Origin of the sequence: Streptomyces albofaciens JCM 4342 (genome assembly GCF_008634025.1) — a bacterium.
GTDB lineage: Bacteria > Actinomycetota > Actinomycetes > Streptomycetales > Streptomycetaceae > Streptomyces > Streptomyces albofaciens.
Genome location: NZ_PDCM01000002.1, coordinates 1,314,715 through 1,341,136 on the forward strand (window position 1 = coordinate 1,314,715; position 26,422 = coordinate 1,341,136).

Sequence of the window (26,422 nt, forward strand, 5' to 3'; positions counted from 1 at the left end):
CATCGTCCGCCCGACCGGCGAAAGGCCCGGCTCACCCGCCCTGCAAAGCCTGCTTCACCAGCGTCCTCCCGAAGTCCCACATCAGCCCCCCGCCCCGGTGCGCGTCATCCATCACTTCCGTGAACGCGTCCACGAAGCGGTTCACCTCCTTCTCCCCGATCGTCAGGGGCGGAATCAGCTTGATGACCTCCAGGTGGTCGCCGGAGACCTGGGTGAGGATGCGGTGGCGCTGGAGGAGGGGGACGACGACCATTTGGGCGAAGAGGCCTTTGCGGGCGGCCTGGAGCATGGTCCAGTGGCCGCGGAGTCTCAGGGAGCGGGGGCGGCCGAATTCGATGCCGATCATCAGGCCGCGGCCGCGGACGTCGTGGAGGAGTTCGTAGCGGTCGGTGAGGGCGGCGAGGCGGGTACGGAGCAGGTCGCCGGTGTGGCGGGCGTTGGCGACGATCTCCTCGTCCTCCATGACTGCCAGGACCGCCAGGCCCGCGGCCATCGCCTGGGCGTTGGAGCCGAAGCTGGCGGAGTGCACCAGGACGCGGTCCATGGAGGAGTAGACCTTCTTGAAGATCCAATCCTTGCCCAGCGTGGCGCCGACGGGGACGTAGCCGCCGGAGAGGGCCTTGGCCACACACACCAGGTCCGGTTCGACGCCCTCCTCGTGCTGGTAGGCGAAGAAGTCGCCGGTCCGGCCGAGGCCGGTCTGCACCTCGTCGGCGATGAGCAGCGCCTTGTGGCGGTGCAGCAGTTCCTGGGCGGCGCGCAGATAGCCGGGCGGCGTGGGGTGGACGCCCTTGCCCTGGATGGGCTCGATGATCAGGGCCGCCACGTCACCGCGGCGCAGCTCGTGTTCCAGCGCAGCGAGGTCGCCCAGTTCGACGGCGGTGTCCGGCAGGAGCGGCGCGAAACCGTCGCGGAAGCCGTTCTCGCCGTTGACCGAGAGGGAGCCGGTGGTCAGGCCGTGGAAGGCGTGGGCGCAGTACAGGACGCGGGGTCTGCCGGTGGCGTAGCGGGCGAACTTCAGGGCGGTCTCGACGGCTTCCGTACCGCTGTTGCCGAAGAAGACACGGTCCAGGTGCGGGGTGTGGGTGAGCAGTTTCTCGGCCAGCAGGCCGGGCAGCGGCTGGCAGTCGAAGCGGGTGAGGTCGGCGAGCCGGGCGTCGAGGACGTCGTGCAGGGCCTGCCGTACGACGGGGTGGTGCCGGCCGAGGCCCATGACGCCGAAGCCGGCGAGCATGTCGAGGTAGTCCTGCCCGTCGGCGTCCCAGAAGTAGGCGCCCTCGGCCCGCTCGTAGACCTTGTCGAAGCCGATCGTGTGCAGCATGCGCGGCAGTTGGTGGTTGATGTACTTGGCGTGCAGGTCGTAGCGCTCGGCGCCGCGTTCGGCGAGCAGCTTGGTCAGGTCGAATCCGGTCACGGGCCGTTCTCCGTCACGAGTCGTTCTGCTTACGGGCCAGAAAGGCGCTAGCCGTTCTGCTTGCGGGCCAGGAAGGCGCTGATCCGCCCGGCGATCTCGGCGGGGGTGAGTCCGATGTCGGCCAGCACCTCGCCGCGCTTGGCATGCGCCAGGAACTGTTCGGGGATGCCGAAGGTGCGCAGCGGTACGTCCACGTCCGCGTCGCGCAGCGCCTGCCCGACCGCGGCCCCCACTCCCCCGCTGCGGCAGTTGTCCTCCACGACCGCCACCGACGTGTGGTCCGCCGCCAGCCGGACGAGCGCGGGATCGACGGGCTTGACCCAGCGCGGGTCGACGACCGTGACGCCGATGCCGCGCTCGGCGAGCAGTTCCGCGGCCCCCAGGCAGACCGGTGCCAGCACGCCCACGGAGACCAGCAGGACGTCCGCCCGCTCGCCGCGGGCCAGGACGTCCACGCCGCCGGTCCGCTCCAGCGCCGGGACCGGCTCGCCCACCGACTCCTTCGGGAAGCGCAGGACGGTGGGCGCGTCGTCCACGTCGACGGCCTCGCGCAGCTGGGCACGCAGCTGCCCGGCGTCGCGCGGCGCGGCGATCCGCAGGCCCGGGACGACGCCGAGGACGGACAGGTCCCACATGCCGTTGTGGCTCGGCCCGTCGGTGCCGGTCACGCCCGCCCGGTCGAGGACGAAGGTGACGCCGCACCGGTGCAGCGCCACGTCCATCAGGACCTGGTCGAAGGCCCGGTTGAGGAAGGTGGCGTACACGGCCACGACCGGGTGGAGGCCGCCGGTGGCCAGCCCGGCCGCGGAGACCGCCGCGTGCTGCTCGGCGATGCCCACGTCCCACGTACGGTCGGGGAAGGCCGCGGCGAACTCGGCGAGGCCGACGGGCTGGAGCATCGCGGCGGTGATCGCGACCACGTCCGGGCGCTCCGCGCCGATCTTCACCATCTCGTCGCCGAAGACGGAGGTCCACGACGGCGGGCCGGGCGGCGCGACGGGCGCGCAGGTCAGCGGGTCCATGGCGCCGACCGTGTGGAACCGGTCGGCCTCGTCCTCCAGCGCGGGGCGGTAGCCGCGCCCCTTCTCGGTGAGGCAGTGGACGAGTACGGGCCCGCTGAAGCGGGCGGCGCGGCGCAGCGCGGACTCGACGGCGGCGATGTCGTGGCCGTCGATGGGGCCGACGTACTTCAGTCCCAGGTCCTCGAACATGCCCTGGGGGGCGAAGGCGTCCTTGAACCCCTTCTTGGCGCCGTGCAGCGACTCGTACAGCGGGCGGCCCACGAGGGGGGCCCGCTGCACGATCTCCTTGCCCCACGACAGGAAGCGCTCGTAGCCGTCGGTGGTGCGCAGAGTGGCAAGGTGGTTGGCGAGGCCGCCGATGGTGGGGGCGTAGGAGCGCTCGTTGTCGTTGACGACGATGATGAGGGGGCGGTCCTTGGCGGCGGCGATGTTGTTGAGCGCTTCCCAGGCCATGCCGCCGGTCAGCGCGCCGTCGCCGATGACGGCGACAACGTGGTCGCTGCGCCCGCGCACCTGGTTGGCCTTGGCGAGGCCGTCGGCCCAGCCCAGCACGGTCGAGGCGTGGGAGTTCTCGATGACGTCGTGCTCGGACTCCTCGCGGGACGGGTAGCCGGACAGTCCGCCCTTGCCGCGCAGCTTGGAGAAGTCCTGGCGCCCGGTCAGCAGTTTGTGGACGTACGACTGGTGGCCGGTGTCCCACAGGACGCGGTCGGCCGGCGAGTCGAAGACCCGGTGCAGGGCGATGGTCAGCTCCACCACGCCCAGGTTGGGTCCCAGGTGGCCGCCGGTCCGGGCCACCGCGTGCACCAGAAACTGCCTGATCTCCTCGGCGAGTGCGCCGAGGGCGTCCCCGGGAAGCGCCTTGAGGTCGCGCGGCTCGCGGATGTGTTCCAGCATCGACATGCTTCGTCCCCCTCTACGGGTACAGCCAGTACGGCCCTACGGGTTCAGCCGGTACGGTTCAGCCGACGACGACATCAGGGGTGCCGGGCACCACTCCCTCGGACTCCATGCCCGCCGCGATCTTCATGGCCTCTTCGATGAGGGTCTCCACGATCTTCGACTCCGGGACGGTCTTGATGACCTCGCCCTTCACGAAGATCTGCCCCTTGCCGTTGCCGGACGCCACACCGAGGTCGGCCTCACGCGCCTCGCCCGGGCCGTTGACGACACAGCCCATGACCGCGACACGCAGCGGCACCTCCATGCCCTCCAGACCCGCGGTCACCTCGTCGGCCAGCTTGTACACATCCACCTGGGCCCGGCCGCACGACGGACAGGAGACGATCTCCAGACGGCGCGGACGCAGGTTCAGCGACTCCAGGATCTGCAGCCCCACCTTGACCTCCTCGGCCGGCGGCGCCGACAGGGAGACCCGGATGGTGTCACCGATACCCTCCGACAGCAGCGCACCGAAGGCCACGGCCGACTTGATCGTCCCCTGGAAGGCCGGACCGGCCTCGGTCACGCCCAGGTGCAGCGGATAGTCGCACTGCGCGGCCAGCTGCCGGTACGCGTTGACCATGACGACCGGGTCGTTGTGCTTGACCGAGATCTTGATGTCCCGGAAACCGTGCTCCTCGAACAGCGAGCACTCCCACAAAGCCGACTCCACCAGCGCCTCCGGCGTGGCCTTGCCGTACTTCTGGAGCAGGCGGCGGTCGAGGGAGCCCGCGTTCACACCGATGCGGATGGGGGTGCCCGCGTCGGAGGCCGCCTTGGCGATCTCCTTCACCCGGTCGTCGAACTGCCGGATGTTGCCGGGGTTGACCCGGACGGCCGCACACCCCGCGTCGATCGCGGCGAACACGTACTTCGGCTGGAAGTGGATGTCCGCGATCACCGGGATCTGCGACTTCTTCGCGATGACCGGCAGCGCGTCCGCGTCGTCCTGCGAGGGGCAGGCGACCCGGACGATCTGGCAGCCGGAGGCCGTCAGCTCGGCGATCTGCTGAAGCGTCGCGCCGATGTCGGCCGTGTTGGTGGTGGTCATCGACTGCACCGAGATGGGCGCGCCGCCGCCCACCGGTACCGGCCCGACCTGGATGCGGCGCGAGACGCGCCGCTCGGCCAGCGGCCGGGCCGGTATCTCGGGCATGCCCAGCGCTACACCGGTGGCGGACGCACCGCCTCCGGGAGGTTCACCGGTCCGCATGACGTCACCCGCGGTTCGCCGCGACGGTTTCACGGGCGGCGCGCAGGGACTCCTTCAGGGAGCCCATCGTGGCGAGGACGGCGGTGGGCTCGTAGCCGCAGTGCGCCATGCAGTTGGCGCAGCGCGGGTCCTTGCCGCGTCCGTACTTGTCCCAGTCGGTCTCCTCGATCAGCTGCCGGTACGTGGGGACGTACCCGTCGCTCATCAGGTAGCAGGGGCGCTGCCAGCCGAAGAGCGAGTAGTTGGGGATCGCCCAGGCCGTGCAGGGGAAGTCCGCCTTGCCCTCCAGGAAGTCCAGGAACAGCGGGCTGTGGTTGAGCCGCCAGCGGCGCCGGTTGCCGCCCGCGAACGCCTTCCTGAACAGTTCCCTGGTCTGCTCGACGCCGAGGAAGTGCTCCTGGTCGGGGGCCTTCTCGTAGGCGTAGGCGGGCGAGAGCATCATCTCGTCGACCTTGAGGTCGTCGTTGAGGAAGTTGAGCACCTCGATGATGGTCTGCGGGGTGTCGGTGTTGAAGAAGGTGGAGTTGGTGGTGACCCGGAAGCCGCGCCGCTTGGCCTCCTTGATCGCCTCGACCGCCTCGTCGAAGACGCCTTCCTTGGCCACCGACTCGTCGTGCCGCTCGCGCATGCCGTCGATGTGCACCGCGAACGCGAAGTACCGCGAGGGGGTGAACTTGTCGATCTTCTTGCGGAGCAGCACGGCGTTGGTGCACAGGAAGACGTACTTCCGCTTGGCCACCAACTGCCGCACGATCTCGTCGATCTGCGGGTGCATCAGGGGCTCGCCGCCCGCGATGGAGACCATCGGCGCGCCGGACTCCAGGACCGCGCCGACCGCCTGGGCGACCGGCATGCGCTGTTTGAGCACACCGGCCGGATGCTGGATCTTGCCGCAGCCCTCGCACTTGAGGTTGCACGCGAAGAGCGGCTCCAGTTCCACGATCAGCGGGAACTTCTCCCGCTTGCGCACTTTCTGTTCAAAGAGATACGTACCGACCCGGATGGACTGACGGAGCGGCATGGCCATCTGGCTCACCTCCTGGGGAGCAGCAAAGAACGGTGCCATTCAAAGAAGACAGGAAGGATGGAGCGCAGCACACGGAAGGCTGACATTCCACCGCGCAAAGTGCCGATTCGGACAAGTTCATGTTCTGGAGCGTCCACGATCACCCGTACGGCCGCAACCGGACGCTCACCGTCGTGCGTCGCGGCCGCCAGCGTCGCGGCGGACTCCATGTCCACCGCGACGGCGCCCCCGGCGCGCAGCCCGGCCCGCTCCGCGCCGCGTACGACGTGGTCGGAGCCGCGCAGCAGACCGGTGTGCACGGTCATACCGCGCTCCTCAAGGGCCCGCAGCAGCGGACCGTTGCCGGAGCAGGGCACGTCCGGCCCGCCGGGCAGATGGCCCCTCGCCGCGTCGGCGACGACCACGTCCCCCGGCCGCATGCCGGGGACCAGGCCGGCGCAGAAGCCGGTGGCGACGACCGGGACCCGCGCGGCGGCGGAGCCGTCCCGCAGGACGTGCCGGACGGCGTCCGCCGCCGCGCGCGGCCCCATGCCCGTACGGAGCGTGACCACGGGCGCGGGCGCGCCGCTGTGGTCGCCGCCGCGCAGCGCGAACCGCTCGATGCCGAGCGCGCAGGCCAGCAGCAGCGGCGGCGGCCCGTCCGGCAGGGCCCGCAGCCCCTCCCGGGCGGCCTTCGCGCTGCGCGACACGGGCATCAGGCCTCCCGGGACGCGCCGGCCGGTCCGCCGTTGAGGTAACGGCCGAGGGCGGTCAGCGGGAAGACCTGCCGGTACAGGTGGTAGTTGATCGAGAAGTCCCAGGGGAAGCCCGTACCGGTGAAGTACGGCTCGTCCCAGGACCCGTCGGCGCGCTGCGTATCGGCCAGCCAGCGCACCCCGCGCGCGACCGCCGCGCTCTCCCGCTCGCCCGCCGCGAGCAGCGCCATCAGCGCCCACGCGGTCTGCGAGGCGGTCGACTCGCCGCGGCCCGCCCACGCCTTGTCCTGGTACGAGCGCTGGTCCTCGCCCCAGCCGCCGTCCTCGTTCTGTACGCGCTCCAGCCAGCGCACGGCGCGGCGCACCGCCGGGTGCGAGGCCGGGATGCCCGCGGCGGCCAGGGCCGGGAGGACGGAGCCGGTGCCGTAGATGTAGTTGGTGCCCCAGCGGCCGAACCACGAGCCGTCCGCTTCCTGTTCGGCGAGCAGCCAGCGGATGCCGCGCCGGACCCGCGGGTCGTGCGCCATCCCGAGGTCGGCGGCCATCTCCACCACGTGGGCCGTCACATCGGCCGACGGCGGGTCGATGACCTCGCCGAAGTCGCAGAACGGCAGCCGGTTGGGGAACGGGCTGGTGTTGTCGGCGTCGAAGGCGCCCCAGGCACCGTTCTTGGACTGCATGCCCAGGTTCCAGCGCGCGGCGCGCTGCACGGCGGCGTCGACGCGCTCCGGGTCCGGGTGCTGGATGCGGCGCAGCGCGAGGACGACCTCGGCGGTGTCGTCGATGTCCGGGTAGTTGTCGTTCTCGAACTCGAACGCCCAGCCCCCGGAGGGCAGTTGCGGCCTGCGTACGCTCCAGTCGCCGGGCCGGCGGATCTGCTCGGCGAGCATCCAGTCGGCCGCCTTGACCAGTTGCGGGTGGTCGGCGGGCAGTCCGGCGTCGGCGAGCGCGATGGCGGCCAGGCAGGTGTCCCACACCGGGGACTGGCAGGCCTCGATCATGCGGACGGGGGCCCCGTCCGCGTCCTCGCGCCATACGGCGAAACGGTCCAGCGACTCCAGGCCCTGCCGCAGCACCGGGTGCTTGAGGTCGTACCCCAGCAGGTGCAGCGCCATGATCGAGTAGACGGCCGGCGGCTGGATGCCGCCCCAGCAGCCGTCATTCTCCTGGCGCTCGATGATCCAGCTCGCCGCGGCCCGCAGGGCCGAGCGGCGCAGCTTGCGGACGGCGACCTTCCGGTACAGGTGCAGGCCCTTGTCCAGCCGCTGGAAGACGCCGTCCCAGGTGTGCGGCGGGGCGAGCGGCCGCGGCGGGTTCGGGCGGGCCGGGTCGGCGTGCAGCTCGTCCAGGGCGAACGGCGCGGGCCGCACCGGGCGGAAGGCGGAGACGATCGTCAGTGCCACGATCGTCTGCCGCGCCCAGCAGGCGAAGTCGTAGATGTTGAGCGGGAACCACTTCGGGAAGTAGATCAGCTCGGGCGGCAGTTCGGGCAGGTCCTCCCACTTCCACCAGCCGAACAGGGCCAGCCAGATGCGGGTGAAGACGCGGGCGGCGGCGATGCCGCCGTGCTCGCGGATCCAGGCGGCGGCCCTGGCCATGTGGGCGGCGTCCGGCTCGTCGCCGGCCAGCCGCAGGGCGACGTACGCCTCGATGGTGGCGGACAGTTCGCCGGGCCCGCCGTGGAAGGTGGCCCAGGTGCCGTCGGCGCGCTGCTCGCCGCGGATGTGCCGGGCGGCGGCCTCGGTGGTGCGCGGATCGCCGATTCCCAGGAACTGCCTGAGCAGCAGGTCCTCGGCGTCCATGGTGACGTTCGTTTCCAGGTCGCCCTTCCACCAGCCCGCGGTGTCCTGGACGGACAGCAGGTGATCGGTGGCGCGGGCCGCGGCGCGGCGGGCGGCGGCGGTCGTGCTCGTGGGGGCGGCCGGGTCGTTCTCGGTGGTCTCGGCGGTGGCGTCGCCGGCCGAAGGGGCCCGGGGCGGCAGCGCCCCGGTGCTTCCGTCGGTCGTCGCTGTCATGGCTTCCCCTTCTGCAGTGAACTCTGTGAAGCGTGCTCAGGGATTCCGTCGGCCGGCGCCCGTACCGAAGAGGTCGGCGAGGACACCGGCCGGCGACTGCGATCTAGGTCGGGTCGATAGGGATCATCTCTCTCGTACGACGACGAAGTCCGCGAGCGCGACGAGCTGCGCGCGGACCGGTGCGGGCATGTCCACCTCGTCCAGTGCGGCGATGGCGGTGGCGTGCTGGCGGCGGGCCTCCTGGGAGGTCCACTCGCGGCCGCCGGCCTCCTCGATGAGGGCCGCGCGCGAGGCGAACTCCTCCTCGGTGAAGTCGGCGATCTCGTCCTCGCTCTTCTTCGCGTCCGCCGCGAGGATGCCGGCGAGGCGTTCGGCGGCCGGGTTGTCGGCGGCCAGGGCGGCGACGACGGGCAGCGACTTCTTGCGCTGCCTCAGGTCGCTCCAGGTCTGCTTGCCGGTGGCCTCCGGGTCGCCCCAGATGCCGAGCAGGTCGTCGACGGCCTGGAAGGCGAGGCCGAGGTGGTAGCCGTAGCGCTCCAGGATGTCGGCGGTGCGGTCGTCGGCACCGCCGAGGACGGCGCCGATGGAGACGGCGCAGGCCAGCAGCGCGCCCGTCTTGTTGCCCTCCATCTCCAGGCACTCCTGGACGGTGACCCGCTCGCGGTGCTCGTAGGAGATGTCCTGGGCCTGGCCGTCGATGAGCTTGCGGGTGGCGACGGTCAGGCGGCGGGTGGCGCGGCCGGCCTCGACCGTGCCCAGCTCCAGCAGGATCTCGTTGGCGAGGGCGAACAGCGCGTCGCCGACGAGGATGGCCTGGGCCGGGCCGTGCACCTTCCACACCGTGTCGCGGTGGCGGCGCTGCTCGTCGCCGTCCATCAGGTCGTCGTGCAGCAGCGAGAAGTTGTGGACCAGCTCCACGGCGACCGCGCCGGGCACCCCCACCTCCGGGGGCTGTCCGGCGGCCTGCGCCGACAGCAGCGCGAGCGCGGGGCGCACGGCCTTGCCGCCGTCGCCGTCCGCGGGCCGTCCGGCGGCGTCGATCCAGCCGAAGTGGTACGCGGCGACGGTGTCCATGGGGGGCGCGAGCCGGTCCACGGCGGCACGCAGCACGGGAGTGGCGAGCCGCCGCCCGCGCTCCAGCAGCGCGGTGACGCTCTCGGTGTCGATAGCTGGGGAAGCCGGATGCACGGTTTCTCCTCTGTTTCCGGTGCTCGTGCTCGTGCGAGCGCGCGTACTCGTGCTCGTGGTCATGCCACCTCCTGGGGCGACTGGCCCTGGGGGAAGCCGAGTTCGGTGAGTGCCTCGCGAACGGCGCCGAGGCCGCTGCGAACAGCGCTTTCCATGGTCGCGGGCCACCCGGTGGCGGTCCACGCACCGGCCAGGTACAGGCCGGGGTTCTGTGTGCGGGCGGCGGGACGCAGGCGGCCGACGCCCGGGGCGGGCGCGAACGTCGCGGTGCGTTCGCGGGTGACGAAGAAGTCGCGGACAGCGGCGCCGCGCGCGGCGGGCAACAGCCGGGCCAGCTCCGGCAGATAGCGCTCGCGCAGCTCGGCCACCGGCCGGTCGATGTCGTCCTGCGCGGCGGACTGCGACACGGCCAGGTACTGGCTGCCGGCGCCGCCGGGCAGGGCGGCGAGCCCGGACGCTTCCGTACGGTCGAAGACCCACTGCACGGGCGAGCCGAGCGCCGCGAAAAAAGGCTTCCGCAGCACCGGCCGGTCGTAGACGACGTGCAGGTTCAGGATCGGCGCCGTGCCGATGTCCAGCAGCCGGTCCTGCCCGTCGAGGCTGCCGGCGGGCAGCAGGGCGTGCGTCTCGCGCTGCGGCAGGGCCAGGACGACGGTGCCGGCGGTCAGCCGCTCGCGGCCGTGCGGGCCGTTGTCGGCCGTCACGCGCCAGGACCCGTCCTCGGCGCGGTCCAGGGCGCTCGCGCGGGTGCGCAGTTCGACGCGGACGCCCGCCTTCTCCAGGGCCTCGCGGGCGAGCGCGTCGTGCACCTCGCCGAGCGGCACCCGGGCCCAGCCGATGTCGGCGGCGCCGTTGTCGGACAGCAGGCCGGTCTTGAAGACCTTGGCGGCCAGGCCGAGCGAGGCGTCGCCGGCCCGGGCGTTCAGCGTCGCGACGCCGACCAGGTCCCACAGGGCCTCGACGGCGCGCGGCGACTGGCCGTGGCGGCGCAGCCAGGAGGCGAAGTCCACGCCGTCCAGCCGCGGGTCCTCGGGGTCGAGCTTCTTCAGGGCCAGCGCCGCGCGGCCGACGTTCGCCCGCTCGGCGAGCGACAGGTGCGGGTACGTGGCCAGGCTCTTCGCCAGGTGCAGCGGTACGGGCAGGCCGGTGCGCCGCAGCCGCCCGAGCCGCAGGCCGTCGGCGTCCAGCACCGGGACGTCCATCCGGTCCTGGAGGGGCACCAGGCTCCGCGCGCCGACCCGGTCGAGGAACCAGCCGTACGCCGTGCAGCAGCGCAGATACACGTGCTGGCCGTTGTCGACGGTCAGCTCCCCCACCGCGGACTCGCGGCGGAAGGAGAAGACCAGGCCGCCGAGCCGGGGCCGGCCCTCGACGAGGGTGACGCGCAGCCCCGCGTCGGCCAGCGCCAGCGCTGCCGTGATACCGGCGAGACCGCCCCCAATGACCACCGCAGCCGCCCCATCGGGACGGCCTGCCTCATGTGCATCGTGCCGGTCGGGCCGCATCCGTTGCGATGTCATCCGCCCTCCCTGATTACTGTCGTCAGGGACGCAGCGGCCCGGCGGAGGGTTGCCCGCCGCTTGGCCCGTCGCAGTGGCCCTGAGCTGGGCTCGTCGGCCCCGTCCGGTTCCCGCCCCGTCATCCGCGCCTCCTCGCGGGCGGCCGGCCCGCCGCCCGCGCCGCCTGCCGGCGGCCGATCGCCCGCGCGTCGAAGCCCGAGAGCCCGCGCACGGCGACGAACGCCTTCTCCCGGCCGGGCAGCGAGACCCGGCCGCGCAGCACCGCTTCCGGGTCGGCCGCGATCCTCGTGAGCAGGCGGTGGTAGATCCCCGCCATGGCGGCCACGCAGGCGCCGCTGCGCCGGTCGAGCATGGGCAGCAGCCTGAACCCCTGGTCGAACAGGGCACGGGCGCGCCGCACTTCGAAGTGGACCAGTCCGGTGAAGTCGGCGCCGGGCGGCGGGACCGGACTGTGGAAGCCCGCCGAGCAGCCGAACTTGGCGAGGTCGTCGGAGGGGAGGTACGTACGGCCGTTTCCCGCGTCCTCGCGAACGTCTCTCAGGATATTGGTGAGTTGCAGGGCCAGCCCGAGCGTATCGGCGTACTCGGCGGCGCGTGCGGTGTCCGGCGCGCCGGGAACCGTGCCGAACACCCCCAGCGACAGGCGGCCGATCGCGCCCGCGACGCAGCGGCAGTAGACCTTCAGGTCCTCCCACGTCTCGTACGTCTCGCCGCGCACGTCCATCAGGACGCCGTCGATCAGCTCGTCGAGCCCGCCGAGCGGGATCGGGAACCGCCGGGACGCGTCGGCCAGCGCCACCGCCACCGGGTCGGTGTCGTCCTCGTCGACCGCGCCCTCCTGGATACGGCCGAGCAGGGCGCGGGTCTCCTCCAGCCGCCGCTCCTTGGCCTCGTCCGCCAGCGGGCCGTCGCCGATGTCGTCGACCCGGCGCGAGAAGGCGTAGAGCGCCGACATGGCCTGCCGCTTGTCGGTCGGCAACAGCCGGATGCCGTAGGCGAAGTTGCGTGCCTGCTGCCCGGTCACGGCCTCGCAGTAACGGTACGCAGCGAGCACCGGCGCGGACGCGTGTGCGATGTCCTCCACGGTCCGACTCACCCCTTTCTTCGCAATGTCGCCCGCACCTCGCGCAGCAGGCTGAGCTTGGTCGGCTTGGGCGGTCCAGGGAGCACGTCGTGGTCGGCGGCCGCGACCGCCCGGAGTGCGGCGCGTCCGCCGCCGACGAAACCGGCGAGCAGCAGTTTGAGCCTGCCGTGGACGCTACCCACCAGCGGGGTGCCCTCACTCAGCAGCGCGCGGGCGCGTTCCGCCTCGTACGCGATGAGCGCGCGCACCGGTGCGCCCCCGGTCGGCGCGGCGAGATCCCGCTCGGTGACGCCGAAGCGTTTCATGTCCTCGCCCGGCAGGTAGACGCGGTCCCGGCGCAGGTCCTCGGAGACGTCCTGGAGGTGCTCGACGATCTGCAGGCCCGTACAGACGGCGTCCGAGGCCCGGACGCGTTCGGGGCTGGCGGTGCCGGTGATGCCCAGGACGAGCCGGCCGACGGGGTTGGCGGACAGCTCGCAGTAGGCGAGCAGGTCGCCGTACGTCGGATAGCGGCCGACCCGCTGGTCCTGCCGGTTGGCCTCGATCAGGCCGAGGAAGGGCTCGGGCGTCAGGCCGCAGCGGCGCACGGTGGGGCCCAGGCGGCGCATCAGGGGGTGCAGCGGGCCGGGCGCCCGGTCGCTGAAGACGCGGTAGAGGTCCGCTTCCAGCGCGTCGAGGAGCGCGAGGCGGTCCTCCCCCTGCTCACGGTCCAGGCCGAGCCGGACGGCGTCGCCGCCGCCGGGTGCCAGGTCGCCGTCGCCGATGTCGTCCACGAGGCGGGCGAAGCCGTAGACCGCCATCAGGTCCCGCCGCCAGGCGCGGGGCAGGAAGAACGGCGCCACCGGGAAGTTCTCGTGCGCGGCCTGGTCCAGGACGGTGCGCGACTGCGCGTCGTCGTCGCGGGCGCCGTCCGGCATCCGCTGCCGGACGAGGACATCGCGTGCCCGTGCCATCCCTCGGCTCACCGGAGGCTGCCCGGCGCGCTTCGGGGCCGGAGAGTTCCAGTAGCCATTGCCGTCACGCCTCCCGTTCTACACCGCCAAGCCAAAACATCCCATTTCGGACACGCCGCATGCCGCGACCGGCCCCATCGGATCCCCGGCCGCCAGGACGGGTACGCATTGCCCGACTTGTGCCACTTGTGCTGTTCAGTACCCGTACAGCTTACGCCGTACATCTCTCCGGCGTCCGAGGGGGTGCCGAACCGCGAAGCAACGATCCGGTCAACATCCAACCGACCCGAACTGTTCCGGATTCCGGCCCAGTTGACCATCTGTTAACGATCACCAGACCAGCGGAAAACCTTCGCCGCCGCCTCGGTGACGATCAACGGCCCCCGCGAGCCGGACTCGCGGGGGCCGTACGGCGCGCTGCGGAGCGGGCTACTTGCCCGTCTCCTTCTCGTACGCCTTGATCACCTCGTCGGTCGGGCCGTCCATCAGCAGCTCGCCCTTCTCCAGCCACAGCACCCGGTCGCAGGTGTCCCTGATCGACTTGTTGTTGTGGCTGACCAGGAAGACCGTGCCGGCCTCCTTGCGCAGCTCGCGGATGCGGGCCTCGGAGCGCTTCTGGAACGCCCGGTCACCCGTCGCCAGCGCCTCGTCGATCATCAGGACGTCGTGGTCCTTGGCCGCCGCGATGGAGAACCGCAGCCGCGCCCCCATGCCGGAGGAGTACGTGCGCATCGGCAGCGAGATGAAGTCGCCCTTCTCGTTGATGCCGGAGAAGTCGACGATGCTCTGGTAGCGCTCGCGCACCTGCTCGCGGGACATGCCCATCGCCAGACCGCCGAGGATGACGTTCTTCTCGCCGGTCAGGTCGTTCATCAGGGCCGCGTTCACGCCCAGCAGCGACGGCTGGCCGTGCGAGTAGACCTTGCCGCGCTCCGCGGGCAGCAGGCCGGCGACGGCCTTGAGCAGCGTCGACTTGCCCGAGCCGTTCGAGCCGATCAGCCCGATCGACTCGCCGCGGTACGCGGTGAAGCTGACGCCCTTGACCGCGTGCACCTCGCGCACCCCGGTGGAGGGCTTGCGGCGGATGATGCGGTTCAGGGCCGCGGTGGCGCTGCCCTTGCCCGCTCCGGTGCCGTACACCCGGTACACGATGTGCAGGTCGTCCGCGATCACGGTGGGAACGCGGTTTCCGTCCGCCGTCTGCGCGGCGCCCTCTTGCTCAGCCACGGCCGTAGCGCTCCTCAGCCTTCCAGAAGTACACGAAGCCGGCGATGCCCATCACCAGCGCCCAGCCGACGGCCAGCGGCCACACGTGCGGCGGCAGCTTGTCGGAGGTGAAGCTGTCGATCAGCGCGAAGCGCATCAGGTCGATGAAGACCACGGCCGGGTTGCAGTCCAGCACGACGTGCACGAAGGCCGGGACCGCCTTCTCCTTGAGGATCACGTCGATGCTGAACATCACGCCGGACGCGTACATCCACGTCCGCATGATGAAGGGCATCAGCTGCGCCAGGTCGGGCGTCTTGCTGCCCAGACGGGCCATGACCATCGCGAGGCCGGTGTTGAAGACGAACTGCAGCACCAGGGCCGGGATCGCCAGCAGCCAGGACCAGGTGGGCACCTGCCCGTAGCCCAGCAGGATGAGGACCAGCACGCCCATCGAGAACAGCAGCTGCTGGAGCTGCATCAGGCAGAACGAGATGGGCAGGCAGGCGCGCGGGAAGTGCAGGGCACGCACCAGGCCCAGGTTCCCGGAGATCGCGCGGGTGCCGGCCATCACCGAGCTCTGCGTGAAGGTGAAGATGAAGACACCGGTGACCAGGAAGGGCACATAGTCCTCGACCCCGCGGCTGGTGCCGATCAGCAGGCCGAAGATGAGGTAGTAGACGAGCGCGTTCAGCAGGGGCGTCACCACCTGCCAGACCTGGCCCAGCTTCGCCTGGCTGTACTGCGCGGTCAGCTTCGCGCTGGCGAAGGCTGAGATGAAATGCCGCCGTTCCCACAGCTGCCGCACGTACTCCGGCAGGCTGGGCCGGGCCCCGCTCTGCGTGAGCCCGTACTTGCGGGCCAGCTCGGCGCGGGACAGCCCGTCGTCGGATGTTGGCGGGGCACTCATGGCGACCGCACTGTCGTGCGTAGTCTCGCTCACTGTTGACACTTTCGTCCTCAAGGTGCGCTGCCGGGGCCGTGCCCCGGCTCGCGCCTGATGCTCTCAGATACGAGCTTGTCAGATGACGGGAGGGCGGCCCAGCCGGGTCAGGCGCCACACGGTACGCCACTTCATCGGACGCCTGGGACCACAGGACGTGGACCAGCCCTCCTTGAAGCCGCCCAGCCAGGCACGCAGGGCGGGCCGCGAGGGCCGCCGGGCCAGGGTGAGCAGGAACCAGACACCGAGATAGACCGGAACCAGCGGGGCCGGAAGATTGCGGCGGGCCAGCCAGACCCGGTTGCGGGCCACCATGCGGTGGTAGACCGCGTGCCGGCTGGGGGCGTGGGTGGGGTGCAGCAGCACCATGTCCGACCGGTAGTCGATCATCCAGCCCGCGTCCAGGGCCCGCCACGCCAGGTCGGTCTCCTCATGGGCGTAGAAGAAGTCGTCGGGCAGCCCGCCGACCTCCTGGAAGACCTTCGTACGGACCGCGTTCGCGCCACCGAGGAAGGTGGTGACGCGGGAGGACCGCATCGGGTCGGAGGCCCGCAGCCGCGGCACGTGGCGGCGCTGGGTCTCCCCCGTCTCCGGGTCCGCGATGCGGAAGCTGATGATGCCCAGCTTCTTGTCGCGGGCGAACGCCTCGCGGCACAGCTCGGCCGTGTCCGCCCGGTCCAGCAGCCCGTCGTCGTCCAGGAACAGCAGCACGTCCACCTCGCTGCCGCCCGGCCCGAACGCCTCGATGCCGACGTTGCGCCCGGCCGGGATGCCGACGTTCTCCGGCAGCTCCACGGTCCGTACGCCCTCGGGCAGCGGCGGCAGCGGCGAGCCGTTGCCGACGACCACGACCTCGATGTGCTCGCCGTGCTGCTTGGCGACCGAGTCGAGCAGCGCGCGCAGCTCGTCGGGGCGGTTGCCCATGGTCAGGACGACGGCGCCGACCTTCATCTCTCGCGCCCCCGTCACTTGAGCCTGCTGGAGGCGAGGATGGACACCAGGTGCAGCACGGTCTGCAGGAGCGCGATGCCGGCCATCACCGCGACACCGAGCCGCGAGAAGAACAGGTCGCCCCGTACCGCGTCCACGACCGCCAGGAGCAGGATCACCAGCGACGCCTCGATGCCGAGGATCAGCCGGTGGAACTTCAGCGCGGCGGCCGCCTTGCGGGCCAGCGCCATACCGGACGAGCGCGGCTCGGACGCCGCTTCCTTGACCGGCGGCAGTCCGCCCTGGTGGCGGGCCACGCCGACCAGGTCGGTCTCCGCCTTGATCAGGATCGCGCCGAGGGCGGCGAGGGTGCCCAGGAAGGCCCACAGCCAGTCGATCCGCCCCGAGCCCCACAGGTCGGCGGCGCGCAGGCCGAAGCCGACCAGCACGGCGGCGTCGGTGAGGTAGGCGCCGACCCGGTCCAGGTAGACCCCGCCGAGCGAGAACTGCTTCTTCCAGCGGGCCACCTCGCCGTCGACACAGTCGAGCAGCAGGTAGAGCTGGACCATCACCACCCCGAGCACGGCCCCCCAGACGCCCGGCACCAGCAGGGCCGGGGCGGCGAGGACGCCGCAGAGGGTCATCACATAGGTCAGCTGGTTCGGCGTGACCCTGGTGTTCACCAGGTACCGGTCGCAGCGCAGCGAGATCTCCCGCATGTACAGGCGACCGGCCCAGTGCTCACCGCTGCGCCGGTCCTTGACACCCGCGGGGTGCACGACCGGGCGGAGTTCAGCTACTGACGGCTTGTGCATAGTCGGCGTAGGCGTCCCTGATCTGGTCGGTGGACAGGTCGAGGTGTTCGAGGATCGTGTAGCGGCCCGGGCGGGTCTGCGGCGCGTACTCGACGGCCCGGACGAACTCCTCGTCGCTGAAGCCGATCTCGCCGGGCGTCACCGGCAGGCCGTGCCGCCTGAGCACCTCGATCATCAGCCCGCAGGTCTCCTTGTCGCCGCGCAGGTGCGTGGCGAAGGCGGCGCCGAGGCCGCACTGCTCGCCGTGGCTCGCCGCCCGCTTCGGGTACAGGAGGTCGAAGGCGTGGTTGATCTCGTGGCAGGCGCCGGAGGCCGGGCGGCTGTCGCCGGCCACCGACATGGAGATGCCGGTCAGGACCAGGCCCTCGGCCAGCACCTGGAGGAAGCCGTCGTCGCCGACGCCGCCGGGGTGGCGCAGCACGGCCTCGCCGGCCTGGCGTGCCATGGCGGCAGCCAGCCCGTCGATGTCCTCGCCGGTCTCGCGGTGCGACAGTTCCCAGTCGGCGACCGCGGAGATGTTGGAGATGGCGTCGCCGATCCCGGACCGTACGAAGCGGACCGGGGCCTCGCGGATGATGTCGAGGTCGATCACCACGGCGATCGGGTTGGGCACGCCGTACGAACCGCGGCCCGCGTCGTTGTCGAGGGTGGCGACCGGCGAGCACAGGCCGTCGTGCGACAGGTTCGTCGCGACGGCGACCAGCGGCAGGCCGATCCGGGCCGCCGCGTACTTCGCGCAGTCGATGATCTTGCCGCCGCCCAGGCCCACGACCGCGTCGTAGTGGCCCTTCTTCATGGCGTCGCCGAGCTTGATCGCGTCGTCCAGCGTGCCGCCGCCGACCTCGTACCAGTCGGCGCCGGGCAGCATCGGGCACAGCCGCTCCCGCAGCCGGGCGCCGGAGCCGCCGCTGATGGCGACGGCCAGCTTCCCGGACGCGGAGATGCGCTGGTCGGCCAGCAGGCCCGCCAGGTCGTCCAGTGCGCCGGCGCTGATGTCGACGACGACCGGGGACGGAATCAGGCGGGTCAGTACCGGCATGCGATCTCACGGCCCTTCGCGAGGTCGTCGTGGTTGTCGATCTCGACCCACGCGACCTCGCCGATCGGCGCCACGTCGACCTTGAAGCCGCGGTTGACCAGCTCCTGGTAGCCGTCCTCGTAGTACAGGTCGGGGTCGCGCTCGAAGGTGGTCTTCAGCGCGTCCGCCAGCTCCTCGGCGGCCGAGCCCTCGATGAGGGTGACGCCGATGTACTCGCCGGTGGCCTCCGCCGGGTCCATCAGCTTGGTGATCTTCTGGACGCCCTTGTCGGGGTCCACGACGACCTTCATCTCCTCGTCGGCCAGCCGCTTGACCGTGTCCAGCGCGAGGATGATCTTTCGGCCGTCGCCGCGGGCGGCGAGCAGCGTCTTCTCGACGGAGACCGGGTGCACGGTGTCACCGTTGGCGAGGATCACATCGTGCTTGATCGCGTCCCGGCCGCACCACAGGGAGTAGGCGTTGTTCCACTCCTCGGCCTTGTCGTTGTCGATGAGGGTGAGCTTGAGGCCGTACTTCTCCTCCAGCGCTGCCTTGCGCTCGTACACGGCCTCCTTGCGGTAGCCGACGATGATCGCGACCTCGGTCAGGCCGATCTCGGCGAAGTTGCCGAGCGTCAGGTCCAGGATGGTGGTGTCACCATCGACCGGCACCAGCGCCTTGGGCAGGGTGTCGGTGTAGGGACGCAGACGCCGTCCGGCGCCGGCGGCCAGCACGAGGCCGATCATGCGGGTTCTCCTTCATCGTGTACGGCGGGTGCTCCGGAGGACACCCAGAAACGGATGCTCTCGGCGAGCACCAGCAGCGCCAGGACCACTGCCAGGGCCGTCAGCGCGATTGTGAAACCTGTCGAGTGCAGCAGGGCCGCGAGGAGGACAACGACCAGCGTGCGTCCCTCGTGCCCGCCGGTGGCCCGCACCAGCCACCGCGGCGGGGCCCCGGCACCCACGCGGATGCGGTAGACGGTGTCGTAGTGATGGTAGGCGACCGCCGCGACCAGCCCGAACGCCGCGGGCAGCGCCTGGTCGGCGCCGGAGCGCGCCGCCACGACCAGGATGGTGACGTACTCGGCCGCCCGGAAGAGCGGCGGGACGAGCCAGTCGAGCGGGCCCTTGAGGGGGCGGGCGACGGCCTGGCCGGAGAAGAGGGCGTAGATGACCGCGATGACCACGGTCGTCCACGTCACGGGCTCGTCCTGGAAGATCACCCAGGTCAGGAGACAGGCGGCGCCGAGGAAGGCCATGACGGGAGCGGTGAAAGCGCCGCCGCTGCCGCCCCGGGCGAACAGCGCGGCGAGCGGCCCGGAGTCCGCGAGGTCGGCGAGTGCGGCCGCCGCCCGGTCGGTGCGGCGGGCGCGCCGCGTGAGCGAGCGCAGCACCCGGCCCGCCGTGGTGTAGCAGGCGGCCAGGGCGCAGCCGACGAGCAGCGCGTAGAAGACGATGCGCGGGGTGGTGCAGGCGGTCAGTACGGCGATCATGGCCCAGCGCTCGCCGATGGGCAGCACGATCATCCGGCGCACCCAGACCGTCCAGCCGACGCTGTCGAGCCGGTCGGACAGGGCCGCGGTGGGGCTGGTGTTGCCGGTGGCGTCGTGGTTCGCCTCGTTGAAGGAGAAGTCGACGACATGTCGGCAGGTCTGGAGCACCATCGCCCCCAGGGCCAGTGCCCACACGTCGTCGCCCCCGCGCGCCGCGCCGAGCGCCAGGCCCGCGTAGTACGCGTACTCCTTCGCGCGGTCGAAGGTCGCGTCGAGCCAGGCGCCCATCGTCGAGTACTGGAGCGAGTAGCGGGCGAGCTGCCCGTCGGTGCAGTCCAGGACGAAGGAGAAGATCAGGAGCAGCCCCGCGGCGATGAAACCGCCGCGGCTGCCGGTGGCCGCGCAGCCCGCCGCGACCAGCGCGGTGAGCAGCGACGCGGTGGTGACCTGGTTGGGGGTCAGGCCGCGGCGCGCGCACCAGCGGGCGAGGTAGCGGGAGTACGGGCTGATGAAGAAGGTGGTGAAGAACCCGTCGCGGGCCTTGACGGCGGTACGCAGCCGTACGGCCTCGTCGTCGACGGCGGCGACGGCCTCCTCGGCCGTGGCGCGCTCGGCGGGCGTCAGCGGCACGGCCGCGACCAGGCTGCCCAGCTCGATCTGCTGGGGCGCGGCGTCCTCGGCCGCCATGCCCTCGGCGAGCGCGTCGGGGAGGACGTCCACGCGGTAGCGGGTGCCGGGACCGGCGGGGACCGCGGCGGCGGCGCGCCGGAGCGCGGCGCGCGCCTCGGGCTGCGCCGTGACGGCGCCCGGCACGGCGGCGGCCGGGAAACGCGGATCGGTCAGCGCCAGCCGGAGGCTGTGCAGGTGGCCGACGAAGCGCGGGTCGACGACGGCGACGCGTTCATCGGCCGGGACCTCGGCGAGCGCATCGGCCACGGCCGCGGCGCCGTCCGCCGTACGGACGTCGAAGCCCAGCGAGCGCAGGGCGGCTTCGAGCGGCGACCCGGCGACCGGCGGACCGGTGAGGATGGCGGTCGACAGACGAACTCACTCCTTGGAAGCTGGCGAGGCCGCGCCGGTCGGTCCGCATTCGATACGGGCTACCCGGGCAGCGGGCGTGGCACACCTCGCCCCGAGGGGGTGGGTGGGCACGTCGGCAGAGGCTATCGGATCGCCGGATGCGGCCGTTCACCGCGCATTCACCGCACGATCGAGTGACCGCCGGCGGCGCCTGCCGCGATCATCATGGTGGATCGGGGCGCCAAGGAACAACTGACACCCGGCCGAGCACCGGACATCGCGCCGGTTATGGGGGCTGTGGGTGGGTGTGGGGGGAATGGGCGTGGGACTGCGGGGCGGGTGAAGGGGGAGGGGTCAGCGCGGGGCGGGGCGGGTGCCGACGCCGGGCGGGGCGGGTGCCGACGCGGGGCGGGGCGGGTGCCGACGCGGGGCGGGGCGGGTTTCAACGCCGGGCGACGCTCCTACAGGCCCAGCCCCACATACCCCCACCGGGGGTCTACCCAGCGGAGACGCGCGGGAAGCGCGCGCCAGGCGGGGCGGGGCGGGCGGGGCGGGCCGTCAGGGGAGGGGCAGGGCGGGGCGTCCGCACCCTGCCCCTCCCCTGACGGCCCACCCACCCCACCCCGCATCGCCGCAGGTCAGCGCATGACAACGGTGTTCAGCGTCGCGTTGCCACATACCCCCCACCCGTAGTTCACTGCAAAGGTCGACGGCAGCCGCCGGCGGCACGGGCGTGGCTCTTCGGGAGGCGTACGGCATGGGCGCAGGACACGACCACGGGGCCGGCGGGCCGGCCGGGGGCGGCGCGGATTCCGGTACGGCGGCCGCCGCGTACCGCGGGCGGCTGCGCGGCGCGCTGGCGCTGACCTCGGGCGTCATGGTCGCCGAGATCGTCGGCAGCGCGGTCACCGGCTCGCTGGCGCTGCTGGCCGACGCGGGGCACATGGCCACCGACGTGGTGGGGTTGATCATGGCGCTGCTGGCGATCCGCCTGGCGAACCGGCCGCCGTCGCCGCAGCGCACCTTCGGGCTCGCCCGCGCCGAGATCCTCGCGGCGGTGGCCAACGCGCTGCTGCTGTTCGGGGTCGGCGGGTACGTGCTGGTCACCGCCGTTCCGCGGTTCTTCGAGCCGGTCGAGGTCGAGGGCGGTACGGCCATGGTCTTCGGCGTCGTCGGTCTGCTGGCGAACCTGGTCTCGCTGGCCCTGCTGATGCGCGGGCAGCGCGACAGCCTCAACGTGCGCGGCGCGTTCCTGGAGGTGATGGCGGACGCGCTCGGGTCGGTGGCCGTCATCGTGGCGGCGCTGCTGGTCACCCTGACGGGCTGGTCCGCGGCGGACCCGATCGCCTCCCTCGTGATCGGCCTGATGATCGTCCCGCGGACCTGGAAGCTGTTCCGGGAGGCCCTGGACGTCCTGCTGGAGACGGCGCCGAAGGGCGTGGACATGACGGAGGTACGGGCGCATCTGCTGGCGCTGCCGGGCGTGACGGGCGTCCACGACCTGCACGCCTGGACGATCACGTCCGGGATGCCGGTGCTCTCCGCCCACGTGGTCGTCGCCCCCGGGACGCTGGACCCGGCGGGCCACGAGAAACTGCTGCACGACCTGCGCGGCTGCCTGGCGGGCCACTTCGCCGTCGAACACTGCACCTTCCAGCTCGAACCTGGCGGCCATACGGCACATGAGGCGCAGCCGTGCCCATGATGCGGGTGCGCCTGGGGCAGACTTGAGCGGCGAGGAGACCTAGTGACAAGGATGGGCATGCCGATCACACCTGCCAACGGACAGACCGCCGGGAGCGCGGCGGTGAACCCGCCGGGCGGCGCCGCCGAACCGATCTTGCTGGAGCTGGTCGACGAGGACGGCACGACGATCGGCACCGAGGAGAAGCTCACCGCGCACCAGCCCCCGGGCCTGCTGCACCGGGCGTTCTCGGTCTTCCTGTTCGACGACCGGGGGCGGCTGCTGCTCCAGCGCCGGGCGCTGGGCAAGTACCACTCCCCCGGTGTCTGGTCCAACACCTGCTGCGGCCATCCGTACCCGGGCGAGACGCCGTTCGCCGCGGCGGCGCGGCGCACCGCCGAGGAACTGGGCGTGGCCCCGGCGCTGCTCGGCGAGGCCGGTACGGTCCGCTACAACCACCCGGACCCGGACTCCGGGCTGGTCGAGCAGGAGTACAACCACCTGTTCGTGGGCCTGGTGCGGGACGCCCCCCGGCCGGACCCGGAGGAGGTCGGCGAGATCGCGTTCGTGACCCCGCGGGAGCTGGCCGAGCGGCACGAGCGGGCGCCGTTCTCGGCGTGGTTCATGACCGTGCTGGACGCGGCGCGGCCGGCCGTACGGGAACTCACGGGGCCGGCGGCGGGCTGGTAGGCCCGTCCGCCGACGGGGCGAGCGGCAGTTCGGCCCAGACCGCCTTGCCGCCGCTCGCCGTGTGCTCGACGTCGCACTTGCCGCCCGCCTCGGCCGTGAGCATCTTGACCAGCCACAGGCCGCGCCCGCCGATGTCGTCCTCGTCCGCCTCGACGGCCTTGGGGCGGTACGGGTGGTCGTCCTCGACGGCGATCCGGACCCAGCCCGCGCCGACGGTGACCTCGACGGCGATCTCCGGGGAGAGCAGCGCCGCGTGCTGCACCGCGTTGGTGACCAGTTCGGAGGTGATCAGCAGCAGGGCGTCCACGACCTCCTCGGCGGCGGGTACGCGCTGCTGGGCGAGCAGGTCCCGGACCGCGTGCCGCGCCTGGGGCACCGAGGACTCCAGTGCCGGCGCGGTGAAGCGCCAGACACCTTCGTACGCGAGCGGTGCGGTCAGCTCCTCGGGGGGTTCGGCCGGGGGTCCGGAAGACATCCTCACGCATCGAGTGTTGGTTCTGGGTTGGTCCGGACCGACCCGCTGAACAGAAGTCAGCTTCTATCGACGCCTTCTGACCGATAACGCAATCGGCGATCGGCCCTACGACCGATCCTGACCTGTTTGTTTTCCGTTCAAGGATTGCCGGATGAGGCCGGTGGGTGGCCGGTGGCGTCCGGTGCGCCGCCCCGCGCGGCGCCGTCGCCGCCCGCCACCATGCCGACGATCCGCCGGCCGCCGACCCCCATCGCGATCAGGCCGAGCCCGTCGAAGAGCAGCGCGAGGGAGAAGAAGCAGCCGATCACGTACCGGCTGCTGTGCGGCCAGTCGCCGAGCACCAGCACGCCCAGCAGGATGCCGAAGGCCCCCTGCACCAGCGTCCAGCCGAACTGCGGCCCCCGGACGACCGCGCCGCCGACGAGCCGGAAGACGCCGCCGGTCAGGAAGAGCAGCGCGGCGAACATCGTCAGGCCCGCGGCGGCGACCTCCGGCTGGCGGATGACGACCACGCCCGCCGCGATGTTCAAAGCCGCCACGATCACCGCGAGCCAGAAGAAGCCGGCGCCGCGCGACTGGATCGCGTGCAGCAGCCCCACCACGCCGCCGATCAGCAGCAGCCAGCCGAACAGCAGCATCGAGGTGAGGGTCGCGAAGCCGACGTACACCAGACCCACCAGGCCCGCGAGCACCAGGATCGCGCCGAGCACCGACAGCCAGGCGAAGCCGCGGCGCAGCTCGCCCGCTTCCCGCGTGCCCGGGGACGTGCCGCGCGCCGAGCGCTTCGAGGATCTCTTCGTGCCGATCATCACCGTCCTCCTCACGGACGCCTTTGTCCCGGTATACCTCGTTCGGCACCGGACGGCAGCGCACGCACGTCAGCAGGCCCGGTGCTCGTGATGAGCACCGGGCCTGCTGCGGAAGTAGCGGGGACAGGATTTGAACCTGCGACCTCTGGGTTATGAGCCCAGCGAGCTACCGAGCTGCTCCACCCCGCGTCGGTTTCCACCACCTTACGGGGTGCCGGACCGTACGCCAAATCCCCGGGCGGTCACTTCCCGGTGAGGTGCGCGGTCAGGCGGGACAGCAGGATCACGCAGACCCGCAGCCGCCGCTCCTCGGGACCGCACGTGTCGCGGATGGCGGCGTCGAGGGTACGGGCGCGCTGTTCGCGTTCGCGTCGCAGGCGGGCGCGGCCGGCGTCGGTGATGTGCACCAGAAGTTTGCGGCCGTCACCGGGGTGCGGCTCGTGGTCGGCGGCTTCCTGGGCGAACGGGGCCCCGGTGTCCCCGCGCGCCACCAGCGCCTGGCCCCGGGCGCGACCGTCCGGATCGGCCTCAGCGTCCGGATCGGCCTCAGCGGAAGCGCTCGGTGCTGCGCCCGGCCCCGACCTCGATCCGGCGGGTGGTGTGCACCGCCTCCAGCATCCGCCGGTCGTGCGTGACCAGCAGCAGCGTCCCCTGGTAGGAGGCGAGCGCGGACTCCAGCTGTTCGATCGCCGGCAGGTCGAGGTGGTTGGTCGGCTCGTCCAGGACCAGGAGGTTGACGCCGCGGCCCTGGAGGAGGGCGAGCGCGGCGCGGGTCCGCTCGCCCGGGGAGAGCGTGGCGGCGGGCCGGAGCACGTGGGCCGCCTTGAGGCCGAACTTGGCGAGCAGCGTCCGTACGTCGGCCGGGGACATCTCCGGTACGGCGTTGCGGAACGCGTCCGCCAGCGGCTCGTCCCCGAGGAACGCGCCACGCGCCTGGTCCACCTCGCCGACGACGACGCCGGGCCCCAGCGCGGCGTGCCCGGCGTCCAGCGGCAGCCGTCCCAGCAGGGCGGCCAGCAGGGTGGACTTGCCCGAGCCGTTGGGGCCGGTGACGGCGACCCGGTCCGCCCAGTCGATCTGGAGGTCCACCGGGCCGAAGCGGAAGTCACCGCGCCGCACCTCGGCGCCGCGCAGGGTGGCCACCACCGCGCCCGCGCGCGGCGCGGCGGCGATCTCCATGCGCAGCTCCCACTCCTTGCGCGGCTCCTCGACGGCGTGGGCGTCCAGGCGCTCGATCATGCGCTGGGTCTGCTTGGCCTTGGCGGCTTGCTTCTCGGTGGACTCCGTGCGGAACTTGCGGCCGATCTTGTCGTTGTCGGCGGCCTTGCGCCGGGCGTTCTTGACGCCCTTCTCCATCCAGTTGCGCTGGAGGTGGGCGCGGGCCTGGAGGGCGGCCCGGGTCTCCGCGTACTCGTCGTACTCCTCACGGGCGTGCCGCCGGGCCCGCTCGCGCTCCTCCAGGTACGCCTCGTAGCCGCCGCCGTAGGTGTTGACCTGCTGCTGGGCGAGGTCCAGTTCGACGACTCGGGTGACCGTACGGGTCAGGAACTCGCGGTCGTGGCTGACCAGGACCGTGCCGGCGCGCAGGCCGGTGACGAACTCCTCCAGCCGGGCCAGGCCGTCCAGGTCGAGGTCGTTGGTGGGCTCGTCCAGCAGGAAGACGTCGTAGCGGGAGAGCAGCAGCGAGGCGAGGGAGGCGCGGGCGGCCTGGCCGCCGGACAGGGAGGTCATGGGCTGGTCGAGGCCGACGGCGAGGCCGAGCTGGGCGGCCGTCTCCTCGGCGCGCTCGTCGAGGTCGGCGGCGCCGAGCGAGAGCCAGCGCTCCAGGGTGGTGGCGTACGCGTCGTCGGCGCCGGGCGCCCCGTCGACCAGCGCCTGGGTGGCGGTGTCCAGGGCCGCCTGGGCCGCGGTGACGCCGGTGCGGCGGGCGAGGAAGGCGCGTACCGACTCTCCCCCGGACTCCGTACGGGAGGCGCCACCACGGTTCAGGTCGGGTTCCTGCGGGAGGTGGCCGACGGTCGCGGTGGGCGGGCTCAGGCTCAGCCGGCCCTCCTCCGGGGTGTCCAGCCCGGCCAGCAGGCGCAGCAGCGTGGACTTGCCGGCGCCGTTGGCGCCGACCAGGCCGATGACGTCCCCGGGGGCGACCACGAGGTCGAGGCCGGAGAACAGGACGCGTTCGCCGTGGCCGGCGGCGAGCGACTTGGCGACGAGGGTGGCGGCGGTGGCAGACATCAGACCGTCGATCGTATCCGGCCGCCTTCGAG

At 72.1% G+C, this 26,422-nt stretch carries 23 protein-coding genes and 1 tRNA gene; 2 read left to right on the forward strand and 22 right to left on the reverse strand.

Annotated elements, in window-relative coordinates:
* Positions 1-31: 31 nt before the first annotated feature.
* The 17 genes from CP973_RS26100 to CP973_RS26180 form a co-directional block, all read right to left on the reverse strand.
* Entirely contained in the window at positions 32-1,414 is a 1,383-nt protein-coding gene (locus CP973_RS26100; protein ID WP_150246005.1) for an aspartate aminotransferase family protein, read from the reverse strand.
* Between the two features lie 47 nt (positions 1,415-1,461).
* Complete coding sequence (dxs, locus tag CP973_RS26105; protein ID WP_150246007.1) at positions 1,462-3,339, reverse strand: 1-deoxy-D-xylulose-5-phosphate synthase; 1,878 nt, start codon at positions 3,337-3,339, stop codon at positions 1,462-1,464.
* Positions 3,340-3,397: 58 nt separating this feature from the next.
* Positions 3,398-4,534 carry a flavodoxin-dependent (E)-4-hydroxy-3-methylbut-2-enyl-diphosphate synthase gene (gene ispG, locus CP973_RS26110; protein ID WP_208853301.1) on the reverse strand — a complete coding sequence of 379 codons (1,137 nt, stop codon included), beginning with the start codon at positions 4,532-4,534 and terminating at the stop codon, positions 3,398-3,400.
* 61 nt (positions 4,535-4,595) lie between these two features.
* Positions 4,596-5,618 (reverse strand): adenosyl-hopene transferase HpnH, encoded by a 1,023-nt coding sequence (hpnH, locus tag CP973_RS26115; RefSeq protein WP_150246013.1) that lies wholly within the window; start codon positions 5,616-5,618, stop codon positions 4,596-4,598.
* A gap of 5 nt (positions 5,619-5,623) precedes the next feature.
* Positions 5,624-6,313 carry a phosphorylase family protein gene (locus tag CP973_RS26120; RefSeq protein ID WP_150246015.1) on the reverse strand — a complete coding sequence of 230 codons (690 nt, stop codon included), beginning with the start codon at positions 6,311-6,313 and terminating at the stop codon, positions 5,624-5,626.
* Positions 6,313-8,328 (reverse strand): squalene--hopene cyclase, encoded by a 2,016-nt coding sequence (gene shc / locus CP973_RS26125; protein ID WP_150246018.1) that lies wholly within the window; start codon positions 8,326-8,328, stop codon positions 6,313-6,315. Before shc ends, CP973_RS26120 begins: the two co-directional genes overlap by 1 nt.
* Before the next feature lie 123 nt (positions 8,329-8,451).
* Positions 8,452-9,516, reverse strand: a complete 1,065-nt coding sequence (locus CP973_RS26130) for a polyprenyl synthetase family protein (protein WP_150246022.1) — start codon at positions 9,514-9,516, stop codon at positions 8,452-8,454.
* Between the two features lie 59 nt (positions 9,517-9,575).
* Entirely contained in the window at positions 9,576-11,021 is a 1,446-nt protein-coding gene (gene hpnE, locus CP973_RS26135; protein WP_150250265.1) for a hydroxysqualene dehydroxylase HpnE, read from the reverse strand.
* Between the two features lie 133 nt (positions 11,022-11,154).
* On the reverse strand, positions 11,155-12,132 hold the full coding sequence (gene hpnD / locus CP973_RS26140) for a presqualene diphosphate synthase HpnD (RefSeq protein ID WP_150246027.1): 978 nt from the start codon (positions 12,130-12,132) through the stop codon (positions 11,155-11,157).
* Entirely contained in the window at positions 12,129-13,037 is a 909-nt protein-coding gene (hpnC, locus tag CP973_RS26145; protein WP_150250268.1) for a squalene synthase HpnC, read from the reverse strand. The genes hpnD and hpnC overlap by 4 nt, the downstream gene beginning before the upstream one ends.
* A gap of 465 nt (positions 13,038-13,502) precedes the next feature.
* A complete protein-coding gene (locus tag CP973_RS26150) occupies positions 13,503-14,300 on the reverse strand; it encodes an ABC transporter ATP-binding protein (RefSeq protein ID WP_150246031.1) in 798 nt (265 codons plus the stop codon).
* Positions 14,293-15,222, reverse strand: coding sequence for an ABC transporter permease (locus CP973_RS26155; RefSeq protein WP_150246034.1), 930 nt, complete (start codon positions 15,220-15,222; stop codon positions 14,293-14,295). The genes CP973_RS26150 and CP973_RS26155 overlap by 8 nt, the downstream gene beginning before the upstream one ends.
* Before the next feature lie 78 nt (positions 15,223-15,300).
* Positions 15,301-16,173: a glycosyltransferase family 2 protein gene (locus tag CP973_RS26160; protein ID WP_150250270.1), complete on the reverse strand. Its 873-nt coding sequence runs from the start codon at positions 16,171-16,173 to the stop codon at positions 15,301-15,303.
* Between the two features lie 14 nt (positions 16,174-16,187).
* Positions 16,188-16,967: a CDP-alcohol phosphatidyltransferase family protein gene (locus CP973_RS26165; protein WP_150246037.1), complete on the reverse strand. Its 780-nt coding sequence runs from the start codon at positions 16,965-16,967 to the stop codon at positions 16,188-16,190.
* Entirely contained in the window at positions 16,945-18,006 is a 1,062-nt protein-coding gene (locus CP973_RS26170; RefSeq protein WP_150246041.1) for an iron-containing alcohol dehydrogenase family protein, read from the reverse strand. Before CP973_RS26170 ends, CP973_RS26165 begins: the two co-directional genes overlap by 23 nt.
* Complete coding sequence (locus CP973_RS26175; RefSeq protein WP_150246046.1) at positions 17,994-18,731, reverse strand: phosphocholine cytidylyltransferase family protein; 738 nt, start codon at positions 18,729-18,731, stop codon at positions 17,994-17,996. Before CP973_RS26175 ends, CP973_RS26170 begins: the two co-directional genes overlap by 13 nt.
* Entirely contained in the window at positions 18,728-20,521 is a 1,794-nt protein-coding gene (locus CP973_RS26180; RefSeq protein WP_150246049.1) for a DUF5941 domain-containing protein, read from the reverse strand. Before CP973_RS26180 ends, CP973_RS26175 begins: the two co-directional genes overlap by 4 nt.
* Before the next feature lie 736 nt (positions 20,522-21,257).
* Here CP973_RS26180 and CP973_RS26185 point away from each other — a divergent pair.
* Both CP973_RS26185 and idi read left to right on the forward strand, forming a co-directional pair.
* Positions 21,258-22,205: a cation diffusion facilitator family transporter gene (locus CP973_RS26185; RefSeq protein WP_150246052.1), complete on the forward strand. Its 948-nt coding sequence runs from the start codon at positions 21,258-21,260 to the stop codon at positions 22,203-22,205.
* Between the two features lie 57 nt (positions 22,206-22,262).
* Complete coding sequence (idi, locus tag CP973_RS26190; protein ID WP_150246056.1) at positions 22,263-22,874, forward strand: isopentenyl-diphosphate Delta-isomerase; 612 nt, start codon at positions 22,263-22,265, stop codon at positions 22,872-22,874.
* Here the strand turns inward: idi and CP973_RS26195 are convergent.
* The 5 genes from CP973_RS26195 to CP973_RS26220 all read right to left on the reverse strand — a co-directional run bounded on the left by CP973_RS26195 (position 22,849) and on the right by CP973_RS26220 (position 26,390).
* Positions 22,849-23,349: an ATP-binding protein gene (locus CP973_RS26195; protein ID WP_150250272.1), complete on the reverse strand. Its 501-nt coding sequence runs from the start codon at positions 23,347-23,349 to the stop codon at positions 22,849-22,851. The two genes, idi and CP973_RS26195, sit on opposite strands and share 26 nt — an antisense overlap.
* Before the next feature lie 137 nt (positions 23,350-23,486).
* Positions 23,487-24,158: an HdeD family acid-resistance protein gene (locus tag CP973_RS26200; protein ID WP_150246059.1), complete on the reverse strand. Its 672-nt coding sequence runs from the start codon at positions 24,156-24,158 to the stop codon at positions 23,487-23,489.
* A 115-nt stretch (positions 24,159-24,273) separates the two neighbouring features.
* Positions 24,274-24,347 (reverse strand) — tRNA-Met (locus tag CP973_RS26205).
* A 53-nt stretch (positions 24,348-24,400) separates the two neighbouring features.
* Complete coding sequence (locus tag CP973_RS26210) at positions 24,401-24,649, reverse strand: helix-turn-helix domain-containing protein (RefSeq protein WP_244410021.1); 249 nt, start codon at positions 24,647-24,649, stop codon at positions 24,401-24,403.
* 55 nt (positions 24,650-24,704) lie between these two features.
* Positions 24,705-26,390 (reverse strand): ABC-F family ATP-binding cassette domain-containing protein, encoded by a 1,686-nt coding sequence (locus tag CP973_RS26220; RefSeq protein WP_150246062.1) that lies wholly within the window; start codon positions 26,388-26,390, stop codon positions 24,705-24,707.
* Between the last annotated feature and the right edge of the window lie 32 nt (positions 26,391-26,422).

Bases quoted from the DNA above. Each gene is read 5' to 3' on its own strand.
- CP973_RS26170 (WP_150246041.1), bottom strand. From the start codon at position 18,006: ATGCCGGTACTGACCCGCCTGATTCCGTCCCCGGTCGTCGTCGACATC.
- hpnH (WP_150246013.1), bottom strand. From the start codon at position 5,618: ATGGCCATGCCGCTCCGTCAGTCCATCCGGGTCGGTACGTATCTCTTT.
- CP973_RS26165 (WP_150246037.1), bottom strand. From the start codon at position 16,967: ATGCACAAGCCGTCAGTAGCTGAACTCCGCCCGGTCGTGCACCCCGCG.
- ispG (WP_208853301.1), bottom strand. From the start codon at position 4,534: ATGCCCGAGATACCGGCCCGGCCGCTGGCCGAGCGGCGCGTCTCGCGC.
- hpnC (WP_150250268.1), bottom strand. From the start codon at position 13,037: ATGCCGGACGGCGCCCGCGACGACGACGCGCAGTCGCGCACCGTCCTG.
- CP973_RS26195 (WP_150250272.1), bottom strand. From the start codon at position 23,349: ATGTCTTCCGGACCCCCGGCCGAACCCCCCGAGGAGCTGACCGCACCG.
- hpnE (WP_150250265.1), bottom strand. From the start codon at position 11,021: ATGCGGCCCGACCGGCACGATGCACATGAGGCAGGCCGTCCCGATGGG.
- dxs (WP_150246007.1), bottom strand. From the start codon at position 3,339: ATGTCGATGCTGGAACACATCCGCGAGCCGCGCGACCTCAAGGCGCTT.
- CP973_RS26185 (WP_150246052.1), top strand. From the start codon at position 21,258: ATGGGCGCAGGACACGACCACGGGGCCGGCGGGCCGGCCGGGGGCGGC.
- CP973_RS26120 (WP_150246015.1), bottom strand. From the start codon at position 6,313: ATGCCCGTGTCGCGCAGCGCGAAGGCCGCCCGGGAGGGGCTGCGGGCC.
- idi (WP_150246056.1), top strand. From the start codon at position 22,263: ATGCCGATCACACCTGCCAACGGACAGACCGCCGGGAGCGCGGCGGTG.
- CP973_RS26220 (WP_150246062.1), bottom strand. From the start codon at position 26,390: ATGTCTGCCACCGCCGCCACCCTCGTCGCCAAGTCGCTCGCCGCCGGC.
- shc (WP_150246018.1), bottom strand. From the start codon at position 8,328: ATGACAGCGACGACCGACGGAAGCACCGGGGCGCTGCCGCCCCGGGCC.
- CP973_RS26175 (WP_150246046.1), bottom strand. From the start codon at position 18,731: ATGATCGGCCTCGTGCTGGCCGCCGGCGCCGGACGGCGTCTGCGTCCC.
- CP973_RS26160 (WP_150250270.1), bottom strand. From the start codon at position 16,173: ATGAAGGTCGGCGCCGTCGTCCTGACCATGGGCAACCGCCCCGACGAG.
- CP973_RS26200 (WP_150246059.1), bottom strand. From the start codon at position 24,158: ATGATCGGCACGAAGAGATCCTCGAAGCGCTCGGCGCGCGGCACGTCC.